At 47.5% G+C, this 25828-nt stretch carries 16 protein-coding genes and 1 riboswitch; of the genes, 12 read left to right on the forward strand and 4 right to left on the reverse strand.

The features are described from left to right. Nucleotides 1-3117 carry a ligand-binding sensor domain-containing protein gene (locus tag BUR42_RS05635; RefSeq protein ID WP_143197349.1) on the reverse strand — a complete coding sequence of 1039 codons (3117 nt, stop codon included), beginning with the start codon at nucleotides 3115-3117 and terminating at the stop codon, nucleotides 1-3. Nucleotides 3118-3456: 339 nt separating this feature from the next. Here BUR42_RS05635 and BUR42_RS05640 point away from each other — a divergent pair, with 339 nt between their 5' ends. The 9 genes from BUR42_RS05640 (at nucleotide 3457) to BUR42_RS05680 (ending at nucleotide 17733) form a co-directional block, all read left to right on the forward strand. After that, on the forward strand, nucleotides 3457-6624 hold the full coding sequence (locus BUR42_RS05640) for a SusC/RagA family TonB-linked outer membrane protein (RefSeq protein WP_074238291.1): 3168 nt from the start codon (nucleotides 3457-3459) through the stop codon (nucleotides 6622-6624). 21 nt (nucleotides 6625-6645) lie between these two features. Continuing rightward, on the forward strand, nucleotides 6646-8544 hold the full coding sequence (locus BUR42_RS05645; RefSeq protein ID WP_074238292.1) for a RagB/SusD family nutrient uptake outer membrane protein: 1899 nt from the start codon (nucleotides 6646-6648) through the stop codon (nucleotides 8542-8544). Nucleotides 8545-8562: 18 nt separating this feature from the next. Continuing rightward, the gene (locus tag BUR42_RS05650; protein ID WP_074238293.1) at nucleotides 8563-9264 is read left to right on the forward strand and encodes a DUF3823 domain-containing protein; all 702 of its coding nucleotides are present in this window, start codon (nucleotides 8563-8565) and stop codon (nucleotides 9262-9264) included. A 72-nt stretch (nucleotides 9265-9336) separates the two neighbouring features. Beyond that, nucleotides 9337-10374 carry a glycoside hydrolase 5 family protein gene (locus BUR42_RS05655; RefSeq protein ID WP_074238294.1) on the forward strand — a complete coding sequence of 346 codons (1038 nt, stop codon included), beginning with the start codon at nucleotides 9337-9339 and terminating at the stop codon, nucleotides 10372-10374. Further along, complete coding sequence (locus tag BUR42_RS05660) at nucleotides 10371-11873, forward strand: MFS transporter (protein WP_074238295.1); 1503 nt, start codon at nucleotides 10371-10373, stop codon at nucleotides 11871-11873. The genes BUR42_RS05655 and BUR42_RS05660 overlap by 4 nt, the downstream gene beginning before the upstream one ends. A gap of 10 nt (nucleotides 11874-11883) precedes the next feature. Continuing rightward, entirely contained in the window at nucleotides 11884-15033 is a 3150-nt protein-coding gene (locus BUR42_RS05665) for a PVC-type heme-binding CxxCH protein (RefSeq protein WP_074238296.1), read from the forward strand. 13 nt (nucleotides 15034-15046) lie between these two features. Next, complete coding sequence (locus BUR42_RS05670; RefSeq protein WP_074238297.1) at nucleotides 15047-15742, forward strand: ThuA domain-containing protein; 696 nt, start codon at nucleotides 15047-15049, stop codon at nucleotides 15740-15742. A gap of 25 nt (nucleotides 15743-15767) precedes the next feature. Continuing rightward, nucleotides 15768-16880: a Gfo/Idh/MocA family protein gene (locus BUR42_RS05675; RefSeq protein WP_074238298.1), complete on the forward strand. Its 1113-nt coding sequence runs from the start codon at nucleotides 15768-15770 to the stop codon at nucleotides 16878-16880. Further along, the gene (locus BUR42_RS05680; RefSeq protein ID WP_200798221.1) at nucleotides 16870-17733 is read left to right on the forward strand and encodes a sugar phosphate isomerase/epimerase family protein; all 864 of its coding nucleotides are present in this window, start codon (nucleotides 16870-16872) and stop codon (nucleotides 17731-17733) included. Before BUR42_RS05675 ends, BUR42_RS05680 begins: the two co-directional genes overlap by 11 nt. A 75-nt stretch (nucleotides 17734-17808) precedes the next feature. Here BUR42_RS05680 and BUR42_RS05685 read toward each other — a convergent pair whose 3' ends face one another. Beyond that, nucleotides 17809-19701, reverse strand: a complete 1893-nt coding sequence (locus tag BUR42_RS05685) for a DUF2207 domain-containing protein (RefSeq protein ID WP_074238300.1) — start codon at nucleotides 19699-19701, stop codon at nucleotides 17809-17811. A gap of 7 nt (nucleotides 19702-19708) precedes the next feature. Beyond that, a complete protein-coding gene (locus tag BUR42_RS05690; RefSeq protein WP_074238301.1) occupies nucleotides 19709-20269 on the reverse strand; it encodes a LemA family protein in 561 nt (186 codons plus the stop codon). A gap of 78 nt (nucleotides 20270-20347) precedes the next feature. Here BUR42_RS05690 and BUR42_RS05695 point away from each other — a divergent pair, with 78 nt between their 5' ends. After that, nucleotides 20348-21268 (forward strand): MBL fold metallo-hydrolase, encoded by a 921-nt coding sequence (locus BUR42_RS05695; RefSeq protein ID WP_084185422.1) that lies wholly within the window; start codon nucleotides 20348-20350, stop codon nucleotides 21266-21268. A 7-nt stretch (nucleotides 21269-21275) separates the two neighbouring features. Then, nucleotides 21276-21342, forward strand: a riboswitch (Fluoride riboswitch). Nucleotides 21343-21379: 37 nt separating this feature from the next. Further along, on the forward strand, nucleotides 21380-22645 hold the full coding sequence (locus BUR42_RS05700) for a voltage-gated chloride channel family protein (protein ID WP_074238302.1): 1266 nt from the start codon (nucleotides 21380-21382) through the stop codon (nucleotides 22643-22645). Here BUR42_RS05700 and BUR42_RS05705 read toward each other — a convergent pair. After that, nucleotides 22639-23184 (reverse strand): hypothetical protein, encoded by a 546-nt coding sequence (locus BUR42_RS05705; RefSeq protein WP_074238303.1) that lies wholly within the window; start codon nucleotides 23182-23184, stop codon nucleotides 22639-22641. The genes BUR42_RS05700 and BUR42_RS05705 overlap by 7 nt on opposite strands. Nucleotides 23185-23245: 61 nt before the next feature. Between BUR42_RS05705 and BUR42_RS05710 the strand changes: the two genes are divergently transcribed. After that, nucleotides 23246-25795, forward strand: coding sequence for a glycoside hydrolase family 2 TIM barrel-domain containing protein (locus tag BUR42_RS05710; protein WP_234979615.1), 2550 nt, complete (start codon nucleotides 23246-23248; stop codon nucleotides 25793-25795). Nucleotides 25796-25828: the final 33 nt, after the last annotated feature.

A 25828-nucleotide genomic window follows, 5' to 3' on the forward strand; every position in this document is an offset into this window, starting at 1 on the left:
TTAGTGGTTTTCGGTAATGCCCGGGATAGTAAGTACAAATGTGTTCAGGCCATCGTTCCGGTCAGCCACATATAATTCTCCTTTATGCAGCGTAGTGAGGGAACGGCAAATGGATAACCCGATGCCCGTACCTTTCTGTTTCTCATTATTTTTCAGCCGTACAAAGGGTGCAAATATCTTTTCTTTCATTTCATCAGGGATCAGGTTACCGTCGTTGGAAACTTCCAGTGTGATCATGCCGTTTTCAACACCCCATAGCTGGATCTTTATGAGCTTATCGGCATATTTAACGGCATTGCTGAAAAGGTTACTGAAGATCTTGTTGAGGCCTTCTTCATCCGCAAAGGCAAACACCGCCTGGTCTGGTACGGTGAGCTGGTATTGCAGTTTCTTCTGTGCGGCGGGGATCTTAAAGTTCTCATAAGTATCCTCCAGTACCTCCGTGATATTCAGCCTGGAGAAATACAGGCTGAAGCCGGTGGATTCTGTCTGCCGGAAGTCCAGCAGCTGATTGGTGAGCTGCACCAGCCGGTTGGTGTTCCGTTCCATTACCTGCAGATGGTTCCTGTTGGCGATGATCTCCTCCGGGTTTTCAATCACCTGTTCCAATGGCCCTTTGATCAGTGTTAAAGGGGTATTGATCTCATGCGCTACATTCGTAAGGAAATCAACTTTAGCCTGGTAAAGCTCTTTCTCTTTTTTATGCTGCAGTTCTTCCAGCTTTCGCTTATGCTTCAGGGTCTGGCGGATATGGTAACGGTTGATGAAATAATAACAACCGGATACCAGGAGCAAGGCATAGAGGAGGTAAGCCCAGGAAGTTGCCCAGAAAGGCGGCTGGATCTCTATTTCAAGTTCGGCAGGATGCTCTCCCCGTTTATTGTTGTTGTCTGTGGTGGTGACCAGGAACTTGTACCTGCCCGGCTTCAGGTCTGTAAAATAAACAACCCTGTTAGTTTCCAGGTGGGTCCATTCTTTATCCAGCCCCTCCATCTTATAGGCGTAGGAGATGGTTTCCGGTGCCGTAAAGCTAAGCGCTGCAAAGTCTATACTAAAGGAAGCTTCATCATGGGGCAGTATCACCCGCTTTGCCAGCATGATCGCCTTTTTATCTTCCAGTGTAATGGCCTTGTTCTTTACATTAAACCCGGTGATATAAACAGGTGCAACGAAAGTATCTTTAATAAAGGTATCCGGGTTAAAACTGATCATCCCTTTTACACTGCCTATATACATCTTCCCGTTCTTATCCTTGTAACCGGAATTATAATTAAACTGGTCGTTCAGGATGCCGTTGATGCTCGTGAACACCTTTACCTCTTTAGTGGCAGGGTTCATGCACACCAGGCCTCTTGACGTGGTGATCCACATATTGCCACTATTATCCTGCAATACCCTGAAGATATAATCACTGGGTAATCCGTTGCGGGTGGTGTAACGGGAGAAGGTTTTTTTATCCGGGTTGAGCTTGCAAACACCCTGGCCTTCTGTGCTGGCCCAGATGTTCTGGTCCGCATCCACCATTACGCTATTCACACTATTACCGGCAAGGGAAGTAGAATCTTTTTCATCATACTGGTAATTCCCTTTTTGGCCGGTACGCGGATTATAATAAAATAAACCCCTGTCTGAAGTGGCTATCCATATAGTGCCTTCCTTGTCTTCCGCAATACTGCGTTTATTACTGAAGGGCACTTCATCTATGTTTGAGAAGTTATTGGCGGCCCTGTTGTATTTCACGAGATCACGGCCTGTGCCTACCAGTATATCACCTGTGCTTGTTTTAAAAAATGCTACAATGAAATTATTGGAGAAAGTGTTGGGCCCTGACTCAAAGTGATTGATCAGTTTGCCGCTGGGAATATCTATCACATCCACGCCTTTATCCCAGGTGCCTACCCATAGTTCATTGTCAATGGCCAGCAGTCCGTGCACATTGGTATGGGATATTTTGCCGGGTTTAAGATGGGTGATCTTACCGGTGGCCAGTTCTATTTTGCTCACCCCGTTATCTTCGGTACCCACCCAAAGGTTGCCGTACCTATCTTCGCAGATCTCCCTTACGGCATTACCGCCGATCGTATTATTACTATTGTCCGGGAAGTATTTCTGGAAGTAGGTGTATTGTTTGGGATAATAGTTCATACCACCAAAATAGGTGCCTGCCCATATGCCGCCTTCCTGGTCCCTGCGAAGGCAATACACGGCATTGTCCGTAATGGAATAAGGGTTGTTATATTCTTTGCGCAGGTTAGTGATCCGCTTTGTAAGCAGGTTGTAGATATAAATGCCGGATTCGGAAGCGATCCAGTATTCATCGCCGGTATTATGGATAATGTCCCGCACATAAAGACTAACATTATTAGGATTGCTGGTTACAACATCTTCATAGGTGTCCGTTTGCTCATCCAGTATTTTCAGCCCCTGTGCGGATGTGCCTATGAGGATCCTGCCATCATGAGCGGCGTACAGGGCATTGATGTCTCTTGTGCCTGCTTTGGGGGAATGCTTATAAACGTCATATTTCTTCAGTGCCCCTGTGGCAGGATCGAACCTGAACAGGTCTCCATTATATAAAGCGATCCAGAGGATATTACTGTTGGTGACATGGAACACGTCTACACTGTTCACATCTATCGGAGGGGTGTAATTCCGGGTGATATCCCGTGCATGATCATAGCGGTATAGTTTTCTCCCGCTGATATACCATAATATACCCCGGGCATCTGCGGTAAGCCTGGAAGCGGTGGGAGGGATGGCTGCCGTATCGTATTCAAAGCTTACGGTGGAGGCATTGTATTTCTGATAACCTCTGCCGGTACCCACCCACATCTGTCCTTTATTATCTTCCCGCAGGGTATACACGAAATTGCTGGCTATGCTGCTGGGATCAGTTTCCACATGGCGGAACACTTTCCATACATGCCCGTCAAAACGGTTCAGGCCGTCTTTTGTTCCCATCCATATAAAACCACGATGGTCCTGCAACACATTGAACACAGTGTTGTGAGAGAGACCATTCTCTACCTGGTAATGCCGGAAGTAATATTGCTGGGCCTTACTGTATTCGCTTGTCAGAAGAACGGCCAATAAGAATAACAGGTGCTTGAATTTCAACGTGGCTGATTTATTTGCGCTGCTCAAATATAATCTGTTGCGAACAATAATGTTACGTTTTGGCTAAAAAATGAAATAAATCGGCTAATGCTTCTGAAATGATTTTTATTTCTTTGAATAACGTTAATGAACTGATATATACACAAACCAGAATCCATGATAGAGAAAGGATTGGCTGGGTACTATCCTTTTGTATCATGCTAAGAAAAATCGATATCCACGTAATGAGGGATTAACAATGATTCCTGAAGTTTTAATCTGACTATTTGATGAGCGTTTCCACGAACGGCTTAACCGGAGGGCTATTGCTTCCGCTAATCACCAAAATCAGTTTCACTTATGAACAACACTACACACAAGGTTTTCCTCAACCCGCTTCGTAGCAGTATACTCTTGCTGTTACTGGTATTCTCTTCACCTGTTCTTGCACAGACCGGCCCGGTCAGGGTTTCGGGTACTGTAAAAGACAGCACAGGCAGTGCGCTGCCCAACGTAACCGTGTATGAAAAAGGGACACGGAACGGTACTTTATCTACGCCGGAAGGCAATTATACTTTGAATGTGAAAGCCGGGGCAGTACTGGTATTCACTATGGTTGGATTTAAGACACAGGAAATAGCAATAGGAGACAGAACAAATATCCAGGTTACATTAAACACATCCGCTACAGACCTTACGGATGTGGTGATAGTGGGATATGGCGCTACCAAGCGTAAATCCCTCACCAATGCCATCGCTACCATCTCTGCCGCAGACATTGGTAATGTGCGCGGTGGTTCAACTACCAGCTCCACATTGGCAGGTAAGGTCCCCGGTGTATCCTTCCGGATGCCGGATGGCCGCCCCGGCGCATCTGCCAATATACAGATCCGTAACCTGGGTAACCCTTTATATGTTATTGATGGCGTACAGCAGGATGCCGGTCAGTTCAACAATATCGCCGCTAACGATATTGAAAGCATTTCTTTCCTGAAAGACGCAGCCGCCGCGATCTACGGAGTACGTGCAGCAAACGGGGTAGTAGTGGTGCAAACAAAGAGAGGACGTGCCGGAACACGCAGTTCCATTAACCTGGATGCCAGTACCGGTATGCAGAACTGGACGCGCTTTATCAATCCACTGACTAATTCATATGATTACATGAGCCTTAAGGCAGAAGCGGAAATGAACAAGGTACTGCCCGTAGGCGCTAATCCCATTACCACCAATATTACTCCCGCAGAGCTGGAGAAATACAAGACCGGAACGGATTATGGCTATCAGAGCTTTAACTGGAGGGATTTTATCGTAAAAGGCAATGCGCCACTGAATGTATATAACCTCAACTTCACAGGAGGAACGGAAAACGTAACCTATTATGTTTCTGCTACGCGTACTTTCCAGAATTCCGTATTGGGAAGAGAATATAAATTTACCAGGACTAACATTCAATCCAATGTTTCCGCTAAAGTGGCCAACGGATTAAAGGTAGGCGCCAACGTGAATGGCAGGATAGAAACAAGGGAGAACCCCGGCGTACCAACAGGAGATGACTACTGGCAGGCGCGTTTTGCCATTATCCGGAACACTCCCCTGGAAAGACCTTATGCCAATGATAACCCCAACTACCTGAATGATATCAAACATAATGAAACCAACTGGGGATACCTCAATTATAAATATGCAGGCAGGTATAAAGAAGACTGGCGTGTAATGCAGATCAACCTGGATGGAGAATGGGATATACCGGGCATAAAAGGGCTTAAGCTTACAGGTTTGTATTCCTATTACCTGGCTGATCAGCTGCTTAATAACCACGAATACACCTATGACACGTATACTTATAATCCTGTTGATGAAAAGTATACAAGAACAGGGGGAAGTATTAATCCCTGGAGAGAGCGGAGGCAACGTAAAGTGATCAATCAGACTTCACAGATAAGACTGTCTTACGACCGCGATTTTGGAAAACACAGTATATCTGCCATGATCGTATCTGAACGTTTGCAGAGCCAGAACCTGGAAAACTGGATCCATGCAGTACCTACTTCCAACCTGTTGCCACTGATCTATTTTGCCACATCGGATACTTATACTGATATTGACACAAGGCAGGCCAGAACTGGTATTGCCGCCAGGATAAACTATAATTACGGGAACAAATATTTCCTGGAAGGTATCATGCGCAGAGATGCTTCCTATCTCTTTGCACCTGGTTACCGGATCGGTTATTTCCCCAGTGTGTCTGCTGGTTGGAGGATCACAGAAGAGCCTTTCGCGAAAAACCTGCTCGGCAATAGTAAAGTGCTTTCAGACCTGAAGTTCCGTGGTTCTTACGGAATATTGGGGGATGATGGCGATGCACTTGGCCTGGCTGCCTTTTCATATGTAGGAGGGTATAACTACAACGTAGGTATGTCCATATTAGACGGTGTACCTGTGATCGGGGCTGAGGACAGGGGAGTGCCCTTTACCAATATTACCTGGCTGAAAAGCTCCATGTTTGACGTGGGGTTTGATTTCAGCTTGTTTAATGGTAAGCTTTCCGGTACCTATGATTACTTCTACAGGAAACGCACCGGGTTACGTGATACAAAAATAGACCGGCTGATACCATCAGAGCTTGGTTATAGCCTGCCAAATGAAAACCTCAACAGCGATGCCCGTTTTGGACATGAATTTTCTCTCGGGTATAACGGAAATGCAGGCGAAGTGAAATACAGGTTAGGCGGTAACATTTCTTATTCCCGCGAAAGGTTCCTCACCGCTTACAGGCGTGTTTTCTTTAACTCCGTAGATCAATATTACACTTCTGACCTGAACCGGTTACGGGGTTTTGTATTTGGATTTGAAAACATCGGGCAGTTCACTTCCCAGGAGCAGATCAATAGTTATCCTGTGAATATCGACGGGCAGGGCAACAGAACATTACTGCCCGGAGACCTGATCTTTAAAGATATAGATGGCGATGGCAGGATCACAGACAATGACCGGCGCCCGATAGGATGGGCTACCGGCTCACAACCGAATGTCAGCATTGGCCTTCAGTTTGGGGCCAGCTGGAAAGGATTTGATTTCACAGCTGATTTCTCCGGCGCTACACAATACACCTGGTTCCAGGAAAATGAGCTGAAGAACCCGTTTCAGAATGATGGCAACGTGAGCAAGATATTTTTAGACCGCTGGCACCGTGCAGATCCGTTTGACCGGAACAGCGCCTGGATACCGGGTAAATATCCCGCCATCCGTTACAACGAAGGCGGTCACAGCAATACCCGCCCATCTTCTTTCTGGGCGCATAATATCACTTATATAAGGGCAAGGACAATAGAGCTGGGGTACACGATCCCTGTTTCGCTGGTGAGCCGTGCAAAGATGCAAAGAGCACGTTTCTATGTGAACACCTTCAACCTGTTCTCAATAGACAATGTTAAGGAATACGATATTGATCCGGAGGTGAATGATACGAACGGGCTGCAATACCCGCAGAATAAAGTGATCAACTTCGGCGTGAACCTGTCCTTTTAACGAAAACTTATTACTATCATCATGAGAAAGATATTATCCGTTACGATACTCACCGCCACCCTGCTGGGTTCAGGCGGCTGCAAAAAGGAAAGCGAATTCCTGAATGTACTGCCAACATCTATCCTCAGTAATGAGCAGGCTTTTTCTGATCCGGCAATTGTATTGTCTATCCTGGCTAACCTGTATAACCGCCAGCTGGATATTGCCACCATTAAAAATTGGGTAACAATGGCTGATTTCGGGGAAGCCTTCCCCTCAGCCAATGGGAATAAAAATATTGTTGAACGTACTGACTGGGGATATGGGGATTGGTCTAATTGGGATTATGGTTACATCCGCCAGCTGAACCTTTTCATTGAAAGATGTAATGCCGCAACAGCCTTGTCTGAAGCAAACAAAAAACGTTTCCTGGCAGAGGCCCGTTTCCTGCGTGCATATCATTATTTTGAAATGACAAAGAGAATGGGTGGTGTTCCGCTGATCCTGGAATCCATGCAATATGACTATAAGGGTGATGCTACCTATTTGCAACATCCGCGCGCCAAAGAATCAGAGATGTACGATTTTGTGATCAGTGAAGCGGAGGCTATCAAAGCAGACCTGCCTGCAGATGTAAATGTAAAATCAAGGGCCTCAAGAGGAGCCGCACTTGCCATGCTTACACGTGCTGCATTATATGCCGGCTCTATCGCCAGGTATAATGTAAATACGCCGCAACTGAGCTTGCCTGGCGGAGAAGTAGGGATCCCTGCTGAACAGGCCAATGCCTATTATACCAAAGCATTGCAGGCCGCCCAGGAACTGATGGGAGGAACTGCAGGGGCTTATGGCCTGTATCAAAAGAAACAGGACCTCGGAGAGAATTTTGCCTCCATCTTCTTTGATAAAGGTAATAACCCCGAAACGATCTTTATGGAAGACTTCAAGCTGAAGAGCGGAAAGGTACATGGCTTTACAACTGCCAACCAGCCAAGGTTTGGCGCGGAAGAAGAGGAAGGCGGCCGTACCAATCCATCCCTGAACCTCGTGCATTCCTTCGAAAAGCTGGATAATACATTTGGCCCACTGCTGGTAACCGATGCCGGAGGTAATCCTATCTATTACACCAACCAGCAGGACATCTTTGCCGGCCGTGATGCCCGCCTGGCGGGAACTGTAATGCTGCCCGGCACCAGCTTTAAAGGCAGGGCAGTAGATATCTGGGCCGGTTATATCCTGGCAGACGGCAGTATTGTTACCGGCGATCAGCGGGGCCAGTTCAAAACCTTGCCTGGCACTACAACACCTGTGCAGGTAATAGGGTACGACGGGCCTATCAATGGTATGGAGTTTACCGCACAATCCGGTTTCTATATCCGCAAATATATTGATCCGGCCATCGGTTCCGGTTCCAGGGGAACGGGCAGTGAAGTGCCATTTGTGCGTTACCGTTATGCAGAAGTATTGCTGAACGCTGCAGAAGCAGCTTTTGAGCTGGGGCAAACAGGTATTGCTGCCGGTTATATGAACCAGGTGCGCGCACGTGCAGGCCTCATTATTCCCCTGGCAGCAGGAGATATCACGCTGGCACGGATCATGCATGAACGCCGCGCAGAGCTGGCTTTTGAAGGGCATATACTATTCGATAATAAACGCTGGAGAAAGGCACACATTATCTGGGACGGCCAGGCAATGTCCCAGGCAGATCTGCTCAATAATATTGGTACCGCCATGCAAAGAAATACGCAGCCCTGGTCTTTATGGTCCTATAAGCTGCACAATCCGGGCAATCCCAATCATGGCAAATGGGTATACAGGATGCAAAGATCGCCGGTGGTGACCGGTGCAAACCGCTTCCGCTTTGGTAATTACTATTCTAACATTAACAACGACATCCTGTCCAACAATCCCAAGATTGCCAGGCAGCCGAACCAGGACTAAACCGTAAAAAGCAACATCATGAAAATCATCATAGCCATACTCAGTTTTTCTCTTTTTCTATGCGCCTGCGACAAGGATAATTACGATCCTCCAACCGCCCTGTTAAGCGGAAAGCTTGTATACCAGGGAGAGGCGATTAACGTGGAATTTAACCAGGTACCTTACCAGCTCTACCAGTTCGGTTTTGGTAAAACAGGCGCTGTAAGTAATACCTCCTTTACACAGGAAGGTACTTACTCCGTGCTGTTGTTCAATGGTACTTACAAGCTCCTGATCCCTAACGGGCAGGGGCCCTTCCTCTGGAAAAAATTACCTAACGGCGCACCCGATTCCATTACGGTGACGATGAATGGCAGTCAGCAGCTGGACCTGGAAGTAATGCCGTATTACATGATCAGAACACCACAGATCACGGCGGCGGGTAACAATGTTACAGCTACTTTCAAAATAGAAAAGGTGATTACAGACGCTAATGCAAGGAACATAGAACGCGTGAACCTTTATCTCAACAAAACAACTTTTGTATCCGGTAACGGTAACTACAATGTGGCGAATGTGAGCAGAACAGGCGCGAACATTACTGATCCCAACAATGTGTCTTTAACTGTTGCCATTCCGGCAATTGTACCTGCACAGAATTATATTTTCGCCCGCATCGGTCTGAAGGTGGCCGGTGTGGAAGACATGATCTTTTCACCCGTTGTTAAGCTAACACTGTAATACAACAAGCGCATTATCTCCCCGGAGGTAATGCGCTATATTTTAATTGACTATAAATTAAAGACGGAACGAATGAAAAAACAGTTTATGTTATTGTTGGTACTGGTGGCAAGCTTAAAAGCCTCAGCTCAAAAATGGACAAAAGAAAAAGCAAACGCATGGTACAGTAAAGTAGCCTGGGGCGCAGGTGCAGACTTCCTGCCCGCCACTGCTATCAATCAGCTGGAGATGTGGCAGAAAGAATCATTTGACCCTGCTACCATTAACCGTGACCTTGGTTATGCAGCAGGGATAGGTATGACCTATATGCGGGTATACCTGCATCACCTTGCCTGGGAAACAGACAAGGAAGGATTTAAAGACCGCATGAAGCAATACCTCGCTATTGCGGACAAACACAAGATCAAAACCATCTTTGTATTCTTTGATGATTGCTGGAATGATACCTACAAAGCAGGTACACAGCCAGCTCCAAAACCGGGGATCCACAATTCAGGATGGGTACAGGACCCCGGCGTAGTACAGGTAGATCACGCTTTGCTGGAAGCATACGTGAAAGATATACTCACTACTTTCAAAAAGGATAAGCGCATTTTATTGTGGGACCTGTACAATGAACCCGGTAATTCAAAATACGGCAATAAGAGCATGCCCCTGTTGCAAAAAGTGTTCAGCTGGGGTTGGGCAGTACGGCCTGATCAACCGCTCTCTGCAGGTGTATGGAAATTTGATCTGAAAGAACTGAGCCAATACCAATTAGACAATTCAGATGTGATCACTTACCACGATTACCAGACCGATAAAAAACATTTTAAAGTGATTGATTCTATACTGGTGCCAAGAGGCCTGCCGATCATCTGTACGGAATACATGGCCAGAACAAACGACAGCCGCTTTGAGAACATCCTGCCGGAGCTGAAAAAGAGAAAGATCATTGCTATCAACTGGGGGCTTGTAGCTGGTAAATCAAATACTATTTATGCATGGAACACACCCATCAAAGATGGCAGTGAACCGCCGGTTTGGTTCCATGATATCTTCCGCCAGGACGGTACACCTTATAAGCCCGAGGAAACGGCGTTAATCAAATCACTAACCACGGGGAAATGAACGATAACAAGAAACTATTCTGGGGTTGTTTTACCGTATTAGTAGCTTCTGCATTTGGCTTTGTATTCCGCTCCTTTCTGATGGACGGGTGGGGGATACAGTTCGGGCTCAGTAAAACACAACAGGGGGAGATCTTTGGTGTGAGCTTCTGGCCTTTCGGTATCAGCATTGTATTGTTTAGCCTGATCATAGATAAGGTAGGATACAAAAGCGCCATGATCTTTGCTTTTGCCTGCCATTGTGCTTCCGTAATACTCACCATCCTGGCTGATGGTTACTGGATGTTATACATCGGTACGCTGCTTTTTGCATTAGGCAACGGCGCCGCTGAAGCTGTGGTGAACCCGGTTGTGGCCACCATGTATCCTAATGAAAAAACCAAGTGGCTCAACATCCTGCATGCCGGCTGGCCCGCAGGAATGGTACTCGCCGGTTTGTCCGGCATCTTTATGATGCATTATACTTTCCCCTGGGAAGCCATTATCGGAGTTATCCTCCTGCCTGTATTGGTATATGGTTTCCTCATCTTCAAACGGCAGTTCCCTGTAAGTGAACGGGTGGAAGCAGGGGTAAGCTATCTTGACATGGTGAAGGAAGTAGGCATTGCGGGGATCTTTATTATCGTATCGCTCTGCACCTTCCAGGCAGGCAGCCTGCTGGAATGGTCGCTTACAGGTAAGATTGTGATCACACTGGCCATCACGGGCATACTGGCCTTTTTCGTAAGATCATTGGGGCGCCCGATGTTCATTCTCCTGTTACTGATCATGATCCTGCTGGCCACCACAGAACTGGGAACAGACAGCTGGATCACAGACCTGATGACGCCTGAAATGGCGAAGGTGGGTTTGAAAGGAGGATGGGTGCTGATCTATACTTCCCTGATCATGGCCATACTAAGGTTTTATTCAGGGCCCTTTGTACATCGTTTTTCTCCATTGGGTTTGCTGGCCGTTAGTGCATGCATCGCATGCATTGGCTTACAGTTCCTTTCTTATTCAACAGGTATGCTCATCATTGTTGCCGCTACGGTATATGCGCTGGGCAAAACATTCCTCTGGGGTACCATGCTGGGCGTGGTAGCAGAACAATTCCCCAAAGGCGGCGTACTCACCCTGAATTTTACAGGAGCTGTAGGGCAGGTAGGCGTTGGTGTGATCGGCGCGGTGATCCTGGGATTTGTGCAGGATAAACAACTGGATGCCAACCTGGCCATGTACGATCAAAAGAACAGCACCGCTTTGCACAGCACCTACGTTACAGAGCAAAAGACCAGTTTATTCGGTATCTATAAAGTGATAGATCCTGTGAGGATCCTGGATGCTTCTCCTGAAACACTGCGAACCATTAAGGACGTAAAGGAAGAGGCAAAGAAGGACGCACTGAGAACAGTGTCCCTGTTCCCGGTGATCATGCTGGCCGGATATGTTTTTATGATCCTTTGGTTCAGATCAAAGGGCGGATATAAGGCGGTGCTATTGCGACCGGTAAATAAGTAAAATAAACGACATGAAGAAAGTAATTGTTTTATTGATCACAGGATTGTTATGCGCTTTTTCCAGGGACGAAGGAAGGAGAGCGGAGGTGTTATTCTTTGGAAAGGAGAATAAAACCCAGCATGCATCCTGGCTGGCCACCAAGTTATTCAGGAGCGGGATCAATCTCACTTATGCTGAAAAACTGGATAACCTGGAGCAGTACGACGGGCTGATCATTAATGCACCCTTAACACCTGTGCAGGAACAGAAAGTGAAGGCTTTTGTAGAAAGCGGCAAAGGACTGGTACTACTGGACGTTGCAGGTAAAAGTTACAAAGGCCGCGTATTCCGCAAGGGCAAAACAGCAGAAAGTGACTGGAAAACCAACGCTTTCCTCAACACCATGCGCGACAGCATCCTCTGGACGCTGGGAGACGGCGTAAAGCAAAAGATCCTTGCTGCAAATATTCCGGACGTGGATATCTATAACTCCGATACTATTTCGGATTATACCCAAAGATACCTCGTTCCCAAAATGCAGGAAGCCCTGCAGCCCGCACAATCCAATAAGCTCACACAAGTGCCCGCCGGTTTTGAGATACAGCTGTTTGCACAGGAACCGGATATCACCAAACCCATTGCCATGGCATGGGATGAAAGAGGCCGCCTGTGGATCGTTGAAACAGTTGACTATCCGAATGCATTTACGGAAGTAGACAGTGTGGCAAATGACCGCATCAAGATCTGTGAAGATACGGATGGAGACGGCAAAGCAGATAAGTTCACCATCTTTGCGGACAGCCTGAACATCCCCACCAGCATCACTTTTGCAAATGGTGGTGTGATCCTCGCCATGGCTCCTGATTTCTTATTCCTGAAAGATACCGATGGAGATGATAAAGCAGATGTGCGTACAATCATGTTCACCGGCTGGGCCAAACAGGATACGCATTCCGGCCCGTCCAACCTCCAGTACGGTTTTGATAACAAGATCTGGGGCGTGGTAGGCTACTCCGGTTTCAATGGTATCATTGATGGTAAACCGCAACGTTTTCCGCAAGGTGTGTATCATTTTAAATCAGACGGAACAGACTTTGAGTTCCTGGGCCGCACTTCCAATAACACCTGGGGGCTGGGTATCTCTGAAGACAACAACGTATTTATTTCCACGGCGAATAACACGCACAGCGCATACTATTCACTCCCTTCCTGGCATATGCTCAGAAAGGTAGCCGGGCAACCATCCGTTGATCCTGTTCAGAAAATAGACGGGCATTATGATGTGCATGCCATGACGCCAAACCTTCGCCAGGTGGATGTGATGGGAGGTTTTACCTCTGCCACGGGACATCACCTGTATACCGCACGCAACTTTCCTAAAGAATACTGGAACCGGATTGCCTTTATCTGCGAACCAACCGTTCGCCTGGTACACCAGGCAATTATAGAGCCTGATGGAGCAGGGTTCAAAGAGAAAGATGGCTGGAACCTTTTAGCCAGTTCTGATGAATGGTTTGCGCCTGTACAGGCACAGGTAGGGCCTGATGGTGCAGTATGGATAGCAGACTGGTACAATTTCATCATTCAGCATAATGTGTTTGTAAAAGAGCAGGCTCCACGGGAAACCGTATTGCCTTTCACAGATCAGCCACATGGTAAAGGCAACGCTTTCGAGAGCAACCTGCGTGATTCTGTACACGGGAGGATCTACAGGATCGTACATAAAGATGCAAAGCCCTACAAGCCCCTGAAGCTGTCCACACAGGATGTACCCGGGCTTGTAGCTGCGCTGACCAATGATAACATGTTCTGGCGCATGCACGCACAACGCCTGCTGGTGGAATCAAAGGCCACCAGCGCCATCCCTTCCCTGTATAAGATCATCAATGATCTGAAGGTGGATGAAGCAGGGCTGAACAGTCCCGCAGTGCATGCCTTATGGACCTTACAGGGCCTGGGAGAACTGAACGCCGCTTCCCTGGCTGTAGTGAACAAAGCCCTTAAACATCCTGCCGCCGGCGTACGTAAAGCTGCGCTGGAAGTATTGCCACACAATAATAAAAGCATCGCCGCCATTTCTCAAAGCGGCGTGCTGAACGACCGGAACCTGCAAACAAGGCTTGCTGCATTCCGCGCCCTGGCAGATTACCCGGCTTCTCCGCAGATCGGTGCCCTCCTGTATAAAGCTTCGCAGCTGGCACAGAACAGGAAAGATCCCTGGCTGGCCCGCGCGCTTTTTGCAGCAGTGATCACACACGAACAGGGATTTGTTGCAGTGGCAGACCCTGCTTCGCCCTACGTTAAAGCATTGCAGCAGGCTACCTATACATTGGAGCGCAATGGCATGCCCTTAACAGTAGATGTGTCCGGGAAAGAGATCACTATTGAAGCATTGCTCAACAAAAGAGAGAGCCGCGGACTGGAAGGGCCCATCGTTGCTCATGGTGACAAACAAAATGGCTATGCTTTATTTGTTTCGCAGGATAAGCTTACCATGGTGGTGAACCAGAAAGGTGTTGCTTACATGGCAACTACTACTGAACCGCTTCCTGATAAAATGGAAATAAAAGCACAGCTGCTGAAAACAGGGCAGATCCGTATTGCCCTTAATGATACCGTTGCTGCTACCGGCAAAGCCCCCGGTTTATTTACAGCCCCTTTTACCGCAGCTGTACGCACGGGTGAAGATATGCAGGAACAGCAACGGGTGGCAGAATATGCCGGCAGGCTGAGAGGTGATCTCCGCAATGTCACCCTGTCTGTAAATAAGTCAGGTAACGAAGGTGCTGCTGCAGCCATTCCTTCTGTTGTAATAGATCTGAAAGTGGTAAAGGACATTATGCAGTATGATAAAAAACGCATTACCGTAAAAGCCGGGCAGCAGGTAACCATCCGCCTTGAAAACCCGGATGGCATGCAGCATAACCTGCTCATCATTAAACCCGGTACGCTGCCAATTGTTGGCGCTGCAGCAGATGCCATGGTGAGGGATCCCAAAGCATCCCAAATGCAATATGTGCCCAAAGTGCCGCAGGTATTGCATGCCACCAGGTTATTAAATCCCGGAGAAACCGTGAGCCTGAAGTTCACCGCACCCAATACGCCGGGAGAATATCCTTTCGTATGTACGTTCCCGGGACATTGGAGAGGTATGAATGGTATTATGATCGTAACTAAATAAACACCCTTCTTTTATGAAACTATTGAAACTCGTTACATTATTGCTGCTGCTTGGCAGCGCTTCATTTGCCCAGATCCGCGTATTGATCGTAGGGGGAGGAAGCTCTCATGATTATGATCGCTGGTATAAAGGCGCTGACGCGGCTACGCTGGAACGCGACGGACTTGCAACGGTTACTTATACTGATAAACCGGACGAGATCCTCCCACAGCTGAAGGACATCGATGTGCTTTTCCTCTGCAACAACCAGCCACTGAAAGATACCCTGCTTCGCAAAGGCATCTTTGATTTTGTGAATGCAGGAAAAGGACTGATCCTCGCACATGCCGCTATATGGTATAACTGGCAGGACTGGCCGATGTATAACTTCAAACTGGTAAGTGGCGGCAGCCGCGGACATGCCAGGTATGGAGAGTTCACGGTGAATATCAAGGATGCAAAACATCCTGTAACGAAAGGCGCGGGCAAAAAAATTACATTAAAAGATGAGCGCTACTATTATATACCGGATCCCGCAGGACCGGGCATTAAAGTATTGGCGGCTACAGAACCGGATGCGGAAGGAAAGGTATTCCCTTCTTTGTTCGTAGTAAAACACCCCAAGGCGCGCATAGTAGGTTTTGCTTTAGGGCATGATGCCGCATCACATGAATTACCGGCGTACCAGGCTATTATAAGGAACGCCGTTAAATGGACCGCTAAAAAATAATCTCTAATAATAAATCAGCATTGCAATGAAACAGATCACTGTAGTTATCGTAGGCATGGGCTTTGGAAAGGAATTTATACCTATCTATCAACGTCATCCTGCCATTAAAAGAGTAGGCATTTGTACGCGTAACCGTAAAACGCTGGATGAGCTGAAGGCTAAATTCAACCTCGATGAAGATTTGTTATTTACAAACTATGAGGATGTTCCTAAACGGGAAGATGTAGACGCCATCCACATTGTAACCCCTGTTCCGGAACATGCAAAGATGACGCTGGCTTCCCTGAATGCCGGCAAACATACCGCCTGTACCATTCCCATGGCTATGACGGTGGAAGATTGTGCCGCCATTGTAGCAGCCAAAAGAAAGGCAAACAAAGTGTATATGATGATGGAAACAGCACTGTATACCCGCGAATTCCTGTATGGGCTGCACCTCGCAGAAACCGGGCAATTAGGCCGTATCCAGTTTGTACGCGGCTCACATATCCAGGACATGAGCATGGACGGGTGGGATGAATACTGGAAAGGATTCCCGCCGATGCTGAATGGCACACACGCTATCTCTCCTTTACTGCGCATCAATAATACCAAAGCAGAGTCCGTGGTTTGCCATGGCTCCGGCAGATTGAGTGAAGATCTCGCCAAAAGGTACAATGCACCTTTTGCGGTAGAAACAGCCACTTTCACTTTAAAGAACTCAGACGTGGTGGCAGAAGCTACCCGTTCTCTTTTTGATGTGGTGCGCCAGTACCGGGAGAGCTATGATGTATATGGTACTAAAATGTCCTTCGAATGGGAACAGCTGCAGGATGAAGAACATGTAATTTTTGATGGCGGAGAGAACGCCCGCCGGATCAATGTACCCGATACAGATGCTATGCTGATACCGGAAATAGCACACTTCACCAAACGGGAAAAGATAGATGATCCCAATCACGTATCCTTCTTACAGGGTGCCGGCCATGGCGGATCGCATCCGCACCTGGTACAGGAGTTCCTGGCGGCTATAGTGGAAGGAAGGGATTCTGCCGTTGATGCCCATATCGCAGCAAATTATACCTGTGCTGGTATCTGCGCACATGAGTCTGCTATGAATAACGGTAAACGCATCAATATTCCTGATTTTGAAAAATAAGCCTATGCAGTTTGGTGCAAGCACATTTATATGGGTTTCCCCGTTTTCTACTGCTTCTTTTTACCTGTTGCCAAAGATCAAAGATGCCGGTTATGATATCATTGAGGTAGCGGTAGAAGATGCAGGGATCATAGACTGGGATGAATTGATCATAAGGGCAAAGGACCTTGGCCTGAAGATCACTGTTAGTGGTGCTTTTGGAGAGGACAGGGACATCTCCGGTACAGATTCCCGCGTCCGCTACCAGGGCCTCCGGTATATTTCAGATTGTATTGCCATAGCAGCCAAAGTAGGCAGCCCCGTGTTTAGCGGGCCTGTTTATTCAGCTGTGGGCAAAACAAGGATCGTTTCCCCGGAGCAAAAAAAGCAGGAAAGGGAATGGTGCATCGAGGGCTTAAAAGCGTCCGCCAAAGTAGCCGCAGATCATGGTGTGGTGATTGGCCTGGAACCACTCAACCGCTTTGAAACGGATATGATCAATACCGTGGACCAGGCGCTGGAACTGGTGAAAGAAGTGAATGATCCGCACCTGCAGATCTCGCTGGATACTTTTCATGCAAACATTGAAGAAAAGAATATACCCGCCGCTATCAGAAGGATAGGCAAAGACCTGCTTTGCCATATCCAGGGAAATGAAAGCGACCGGGGTACGCCGGGTACCGGTCATCTTGACTGGGCCGGCATCAAAGAAGCGCTGGTGGAAATAGGGTATGATGGTGCTATGGTGCTGGAAACATTCGGCGCCCCCTCCGCTGCCCTTGCAAAAGCAGCCTGCATCTGGCGGCCTCTGGCCAATAGTGCAGACGAGCTGGCGATTGAAGGCGCGAAGTTTTACAGAGCAATGTATTCGTGAATCAATAGTCAATTAGAATGAAAAAAGCCTCCGGTTCCCCGGAGGCTTTTCTAATAAGTTATCGGCGTCAACACATTACCAGCCACCGCCGCCACCGCCTCCGCCACCACCACCGGATGATCCGCCGCCGCTGCTGCCGGAACTCCAGCTGGAGCTTCCGCTGCTGCTGCCTGAACTGCCGGAAGAAGGAGGAGTGGGGTCTATCTGCGCAACTGCTACAGAAGAAACAAATGCGCTGGAGAACCTGTTGTAATTGTGGATCTCGCTACCGGCATACCATTCCGGGGTATAGTTCGCCTGTGCCAGTACATCTTTGAATTTTTCTCCCCATTCATTATCCAGTCCCAATGCAATGGCATAAGGCAATAATCTTTCAAACAGTTCCGGTGTTTTTTTCGGAGGTGTAAGCATATCCAGCCTGTTTTCCTCAGCTGTTTCCATATACATCTTAAACCCTTCGATAGCAGCTGATTTTTCCGCACCCAAAGGAGTAGGGGCTTTGATGAGGTAGATGTAAACAATGTATCCCGCTACTATAAGCCCTAAGAACACAAGCGAGAAGATAGAAAATCCCTTCAGGAACTGTGCCAGGAAGATCAGGGGAACTACCAGGAATAAACTGCCGCCTAACAAAAAAGCATAGGCACTGCAACCTTCCTTTATCGTTCTCACACCTGTAAAGAACAGTATACTGCCAACAGCAAGGAAAGGCACCAGGAAAAGCACGGGAAATGCATCTTCTCCATTGGTGAGGAACAGGTACAATACCAGGATGGCCAGCAGCATCAGCCCGCCGTATACCACGAATTTGATGTTAGGCCGGTAGTAGGATTTAATGTCGAACTGCCCGGTAAGGGATTTGGAAAATTCAGCCCGTGCTGCAGAAAACTTCGTATGGTTCTTATCGTCTACTTTAATATTCTCTTTATCACGCAACAGCGCCTTATAGATCTTTTGCTCTTCTACCGGTAATATGCCAGGCGCTGTTTTTCCTTTTTCGATCACATAATCCTCTTTGCCTTCATCTTTGATGCGGATCGCTTTTTTTACAGCCATATCTACCAGGGCTGCCGTAAATCCCCTGTTACCGTTCTGCCGGGTATAGAGGTAAGCGATCGCCGCAGGAGAGAGACCGTCTGGCGGTTCGAATGTTGGTACTACCACAGGTTTACGCGGGTCTATACCATATCTGCGCCAGGTGTAAAAGAAGAAACCGAACAGGATGGCCAGTAAGGGTATTTCTTTGTAGTTATTGAGAAAGCCCAGGATCCGCTCACCGGTAGTGGGTGGAGGAGGTCTTTTTACAAATCCTGTGGGGAAAGCTACCGCAATGGTGAAACCCTCTCCCGGATTGAGTTCCTGGTTGCAGATGAAGGTAGGCCTTTCGTGTTTGTCGTATTGTACGGAACAGTTTGCTGCTTTAGAACCAAAAGGGCCGGTATAACAGGCCGTGCGTTTGACACTGCTGCCATAAGGCAATTCTACAATTGCCGAAGCTTTGAGAATGGGCAGGCTCCAGTCGTTCCCCGTTACATTCCAATAGAGTTCATCATAATCCTCAAAGAACCCGATGTGCCCCATCGTTTCATAACGGATAGTATATTCATATACACCGGGTTGCAGGTCCACATCTTTATCACCGATCCTGATCTTTGTATTTTCGCCTTCATCTAAAGTAACATAAGGCTCCTGCTCACCATTTTTGGTGACCTCATTCACGGTAATGTCTACCCGTTTTTTATGACCATACACATCTTTCCGGTAAACGGGGATGGTTCTGAAAATGCCTTTCCTGATCTGGTCTCCGGCAGCATATACTTTGATGTATTCGGTGATCGTAATGAGACCGGACCCGTCGATAACAATTCTGGCATCGAAAGAAAGGATGCCCTCTGCATGATATTCCTCCTGTGTCTGCGCAAAAACAGTGGCAACAAGCATTGCCAGGAATAAAAACAATTTCTTCATAAGCAGGTTATTGGAAAGAAATATTGGGTCTTTCCCGGTGGGCGTTATCTTCTATCTCAAAGAATTCACTTTTCTCAAATTTGAACATGCCGGCAACGATGTTAGAAGGAAAACTTTCTACTAAGATGTTATTCTCCCTTACCGTGCCATTGTAATAGCGGCGTGCAGACTCCAGGTTATTTTCTATGGCAGATAGCTCCACCTGTAATTGCCGGAAGTTCTCATTGGCTTTCAGGTCTGGGTAATTCTCTGCTACAGCAAACAAGGAACCCAGTGCCCGGGTAAGCCCGCTTTCTGCCTGTGCTTTTTCAGCGGTGGAACCTGCGTTCATGGAAGCGGTACGGTAACGTGTTACTTCTTCCAGGGTACTCTTTTCATGTGCAGCATATCCTTTTACGGTTTCCACCAGGTTGGGCAGCAGGTCGTACCTTTTTTTCAGGCTCACGTCAATGCCGCTCCAGGCTTCCTTTACAAGCGTTCTTTTACTAACCAGCTTATTGTACAGGGATACCGCCCATAACCCGATAATAACGACGACGGCCAGTATAACAATAGATGAAGTACCCATAATGATAATTTACCGGGAAATTAATCGAAATATTTGATTCGTGGTACCCGAATTCATTTCCCTACATTTGTGCATCGTATGTCATTATTCATCACATCACTTAATTCAGGCAGTAACGGAAACTGTTATTATGTCGGCAACGACAAGGAGGCCGTGCTGATCGATGCAGGTATATCCTGCCGCGAAACGGAAAGGCGCATGCAGCGGCTGGGGCTTTCCATGGAAAAGGTGAAGGCGGTATTTATTTCACACGAACATATAGACCACATCCGCGGTGTGACCGTGCTTTCCAATAAGTACCAGCTGCCGGTTTACATCACTTCTGATACCTTGAAACATGGCGGCCTGCAATTAAAGGACCACCTGGTTTTACCTTTTAGTATACAGGAGCCCGTTAATATAGGAAAACTCAGTGTGAAGGCATTTGCCAAAGAACATGATGCCGCAGAACCACATAGCTTTACCATCACACAGGAAGCCGTTACTGTAGGTGTATTCACAGATATCGGCATACCCTGTAATAATCTTGTACATCATTTCCAGCAATGCCATGCTGCTTTCCTGGAAGCAAATTATGATGAGACCATGTTGGAGAAAGGCAGGTATCCTGTTTTTCTGAAGAACCGGATCCGCGGGGGCAAAGGCCACTTGTCCAACACACAGGCCCTGACGCTTTTTACCAACTGCCGCCCTGCATTTATGAGCCACCTGTTATTGTCCCATCTTTCCAGGGACAATAATGATCCGCAGCTGGTGCAGTCTTTGTTTGATCAGCATGCAGATGGTACACAGATCATCGTGGCTTCCCGCTACCAGGAAACGGCGGTATACCATGTTACGGGGGCTCCGGTGGAAAGGTCGGTGCCTGTTGCCAGTAGTGTACCTGTTGCCAACAGGGTAGAAAGCCTGAAAAAGGCCCTTCCTGAATCCGGTACTAACCGCAGCCGCCGATCCGCATCCAGGAATGGTGGTATTTCACAATTAGAATTATTTCACTAATTTAGTCCCTCAAACAGGAAATGGTGTCTTCCTGACCCAACCGCTTCTCCGAAGCTAATGGCGCCTACAAATTAACACTGGCCCCCAGCTGGTTTAAATTTATTTGTAGGTATGAAAAGATCCTTTGAACATTTCTTCATCGCACGTCATCTGCTGTACTGGACCGTACTGGCTATTCCCGTATCCATCGTGGCCGGCTCGCTGGTAGCTTTATTCCTCTGGCTGCTGGACCTTGTTACCCGGTTCCGCTGGGAGCATGAGTGGCTGCTTTATCTATTACCACCCGCAGGGGTCGTTATTCATTTCCTCTATAAGTTATGGGGGAAAAATGCGGAAGCAGGGAATAACCTGATTATGGAAGAGATCCATGAACCAGGTGGTGGCGTACCTGCCCGGATGGCACCCTTAGTACTTATCACCACATTGATCACGCATTTATTCGGAGGTTCTGCAGGAAGGGAAGGAACTGCGGTACAGATCGGTGGCAGCATGGCGCAGTTATTAGGCAAATGGTTCCGTCTTTCCAAAGAAGATATCCGCATCATACTGATGATGGGTATTGCCGCAGGCTTCGGAGCTGTATTTGGTACACCGCTTACCGGTGCCATCTTTGCGCTGGAAGTGATCGCTATCGGAAGGATCAAATACAATGCACTGGTTCCCTGCCTCATAGCCAGTTTGTTTGCAGATATTGTTTGCAGTGCCTGGGGCATTCATCATACGGCATACCATATCAATCTCACAACACTTAGTCGTTTTGATTATTTATTGATAGCAAAAGTGATCCTGGCAGGTGTAGCCTTTGGACTGGCAGGGTCCTTATTTGCAGCAGCCTCTCATGGTGTGAAAGCATTGGCGAACCGCGCCATTAAGCACTATAAATGGATGATCCCGGCCACAGGAGGACTGATCATCATAGCACTCACATTTATTACAGGTACCACTGATTATCTCGGCCTGGGCGTTACCGCTAAATCTCCGGATGGGATCTCTATTGTGAATGCTTTTCATGAAAACGGTGTTACCTCCTGGAGCTGGCTTTGGAAGCTGGTGTTTACCGCAGTTACTTTAGGAATGGGATTTAAAGGGGGAGAAGTAACACCCCTGTTCTTCATTGGTGCTGCATTGGGTAATACCCTGGCCATCTTAACCGGCGCACCGGTAGACCTCTTTGCCGGCTTAGGTTTCATTGCCGTATTCGCCGCCGCTACCAATACCCCCATCGCCTGTACCATCATGGGGGCAGAACTCTTTGGCACAGATCATATCCTGTACTTCGCGATTGCCTGCTTCACCGCATACTATTTCAGCGGGCATTCAGGGATCTATTCCGCACAGCGGGTAGCTGTTACCAAACCGGGAAGCGGGGATCAATAAAGTATATACCCGAATTTAAGCCCGATAGCAGGCGTAGCGCTGCCTTCTTCAGCCCGGCTATCATACCGGAAGGCAAGGCCCAGCAACAGCTCAAAACTGAACCGTTTGCCTATGCCCCGCTGCATACCCCAGGAAGGAGTGATAGCAACAGCCGGGTTATTGTACATATTATCGTAGGCAATGGGTGTAAAGCTATAACTCAGTTCCGCACTGAGAAAGTTCCCGGAGTTATTGGTGATGGATTTTCCCCTGCGTACCCTTTTATCCAGATTATAATAATGGCGGCCTTCCACAGAAATGGCAGGCGCCAATGTATAACCGAAACTCTCGCCCGCAAAATCGCTGTAACCATAAAAGAAGCCATAGTTCAGGCTGGCTTCAAAGTTTAAAGAGGTTCGCCGGGAGATGCTTTTTTCATAATTGGCAGAAGCGCCGATCAGGAGAAGGTTCGCTTTTACCTGGGAGGATTTCAGGCCTTCCTGGCCAATAACCTGCAGAGTGGTAAGGATAAATAGCTGCAATAAGATGATACGTTTCAAACGCTAAATTTTAATAAAGGTATAGTTGAAGGGAGTACAAGATGTCAAAATAGCGATTGAAATGCAAGAAAAGTATCCTGAAATGCGATTTCTCCATCATTTCCCTGATTGTGCGGTTGAGAACTCTTCCTTATCTTGCCCTTCTGATAAACTGATCATGCAAATTAAAAAGTACTTTTTACTGGCTGTAGCGCTGGTAGGCGCCTGCTCCACACAGGCCCAGCAAAAAACAAGACTAAACAATGGTTGGGAATTCCTGCGTTCGGATCTGGGAGGCGTCTGGGAAGCCGTACGCCCTGTGGGCAAAGGCGCGCCGGAGGCATCTCCTTTATGGGAAACAGTTTCTCTTCCGCATTGCGTTAATGCAAACGATTGCGTAGATCCTGATCTTAACTATTACCAGGGCCCCGCGTGGTACCGCACTCAGCTGAAGATCAGCAACCCTTATGCAAATGGCAGAACGCTCCTGCACTTTGAAGGTGCCGGTCAGAAAACAGAAGTATATGTATACACTACCAAAGTAGGCACCCATACCGGTGGTTACGATGAATGGACGGTAGACATCACAGAGGCAGTAGCGGCTTTCCAAAAGAACCCTGCCTATAAGCAGCAGTTCAGGGAAAATATTCCTGTATCCATCAGAACAGATAACAGTCGTGATCTGGAAATGATCCCTTCCAGTTTATCTGACTTTAATGTATATGGCGGCATCTATCGTTACCTGAACCTCGTGTATGCACCAGCCTTATCTATCCAAAGACTGAAGGTGGTAACGGAAGCAGCAGGTAATGTGGCTGTGGAAGCTTTCCTGTATAATAAGAACGGGTCCAATAAAGCAACATTTAAAACAGTACTGAAAGACCCCGCCGGCAAAGTTGTTGATCAGGCTTCCGCTGAGATCGACCGGCTGGATGGCAGGGCCTCCATCCCTGTTGCCGCATTCAAAGTAAAACAGCCCAAACTATGGAGCACCGCATCTCCTGCATTGTACACAGTGGAAACATCGGTTACCACAGGAACTGATACCTATACACAGATCGAAAAGATCGGTTTCCGTTCTTTTGAATTCAAAAAGCAGGGACCTTTCTTCCTGAACGGGCAAAGGCTTTTATTAAACGGTACGCACCGCCATGAAGATCATGCAGGTGTAGCCGCAGCGATGACGGATGATATGATGCGCAGGGAAATGATCCTCATGAAAGACATGGGCGTTAACTTCATCCGCCTGGGCCATTATCAGCAATCCCGTACCATCCTGCAGCTATGCGACAGTCTTGGTATTGTAGTATGGGAAGAGATCCCCTGGTGCCGTGGCGGACTCGGTGGCAAAACCTACCAGGAGCAGGCAAAACGTATGCTCACCAATATGATCGAACAGCATCACAATCATCCTTCCGTGATCATCTGGGGCCTCGGTAATGAGAACGACTGGCCCGGCGACTTCCCTGAATTTGATAAGGAAAAGATCCGCACGTTCATGAAAGAACTGAATGATCTTTCTCATAAACTGGATCCTTCCCGCAAGACCGCTATCCGCCGTTGTGATTTCTGTAAGGATATTGTGGATGTATATTCTCCATCTATCTGGGCAGGCTGGTACCGTGGTATCTATACAGAGTATAAACAAACTTCAGAAGACGAATTCAAAAAAGTGGACCGCTTCCTGCATGTAGAGTGGGGGGGCGACAGCCATGCCGGCCGCCATTCTGAAACACCGGATAAAGCATTGCAAAATATCAAAACAGGTAATGGTACAGATGAACGTGCAGGCGACGCTTCCCTGTATGGTGGTGCAGCACGTGTATCCAAAGACGGAGACTGGAGCGAAAGTTATATCTGCAACCTGATGGACTGGCACCTGAAAGAGCAGGAAACCATGCCATGGCTCACAGGTACAGCGCAATGGGTGTTCAAAGATTTCTCTACACCCATACGGCCTGATAACCCTGTGCCCTATATGAACCAGAAAGGCCTGGTAGAAAGAGACCTAACACCCAAGGATGCCTATTACGTGTTTCAGTCGTACTGGGCAACAAAAACCATGGCAAGGATCTATGGCCATTCCTGGCCGGTAAGATGGGGCAGTGAAGGAGAAAGCAAAATGGTGAAAGTATATTCCAATTGTGAAGAAGCAGAGTTGTTTGTAAACGGAAAGAGTGCCGGTAAAAAGAAACGCAGCAGCCAGGACTTCCCTGCAGCAGGTTTACGCTGGGATGTAGTGTTCAATAAAGGAAAGAACGAAGTGAAAGTAGTGGCACGCAAAGGAAAAGAAACCGTACAGGACCAGGTATCCTTTGAATATCAAACGGAGAAATGGAGTAAACCAGCAAAGATGACCCTGCAGCAGATAGCATTGGAGAATGGTATTGCCACACTGGAAGTAAAAGCATTTGACAGCAATAATGTGTATTGCCCGGATGCTGCCAATTGGGTAAGGTTCTCACTGGCAGGAGATGGTAAACTGATAGACAACCAGGGTACTTCCTCCGGATCAAGATTTGTGCAATTATACAGCGGTAGAGCGATCATTCGTATTGATACTAAAAATGGAAAGAATGTAGCTGCGGTGAAAAGTGAAGGCATGGAAACAGTTACATTAAGCCTGAAATAAAAAGATGATGGTGTTGGGTTAATACCCCTCATA

It is taken from the genome of Chitinophaga niabensis (genome assembly GCF_900129465.1).
Taxonomy (GTDB): Bacteria; Bacteroidota; Bacteroidia; order Chitinophagales; family Chitinophagaceae; genus Chitinophaga; species Chitinophaga niabensis.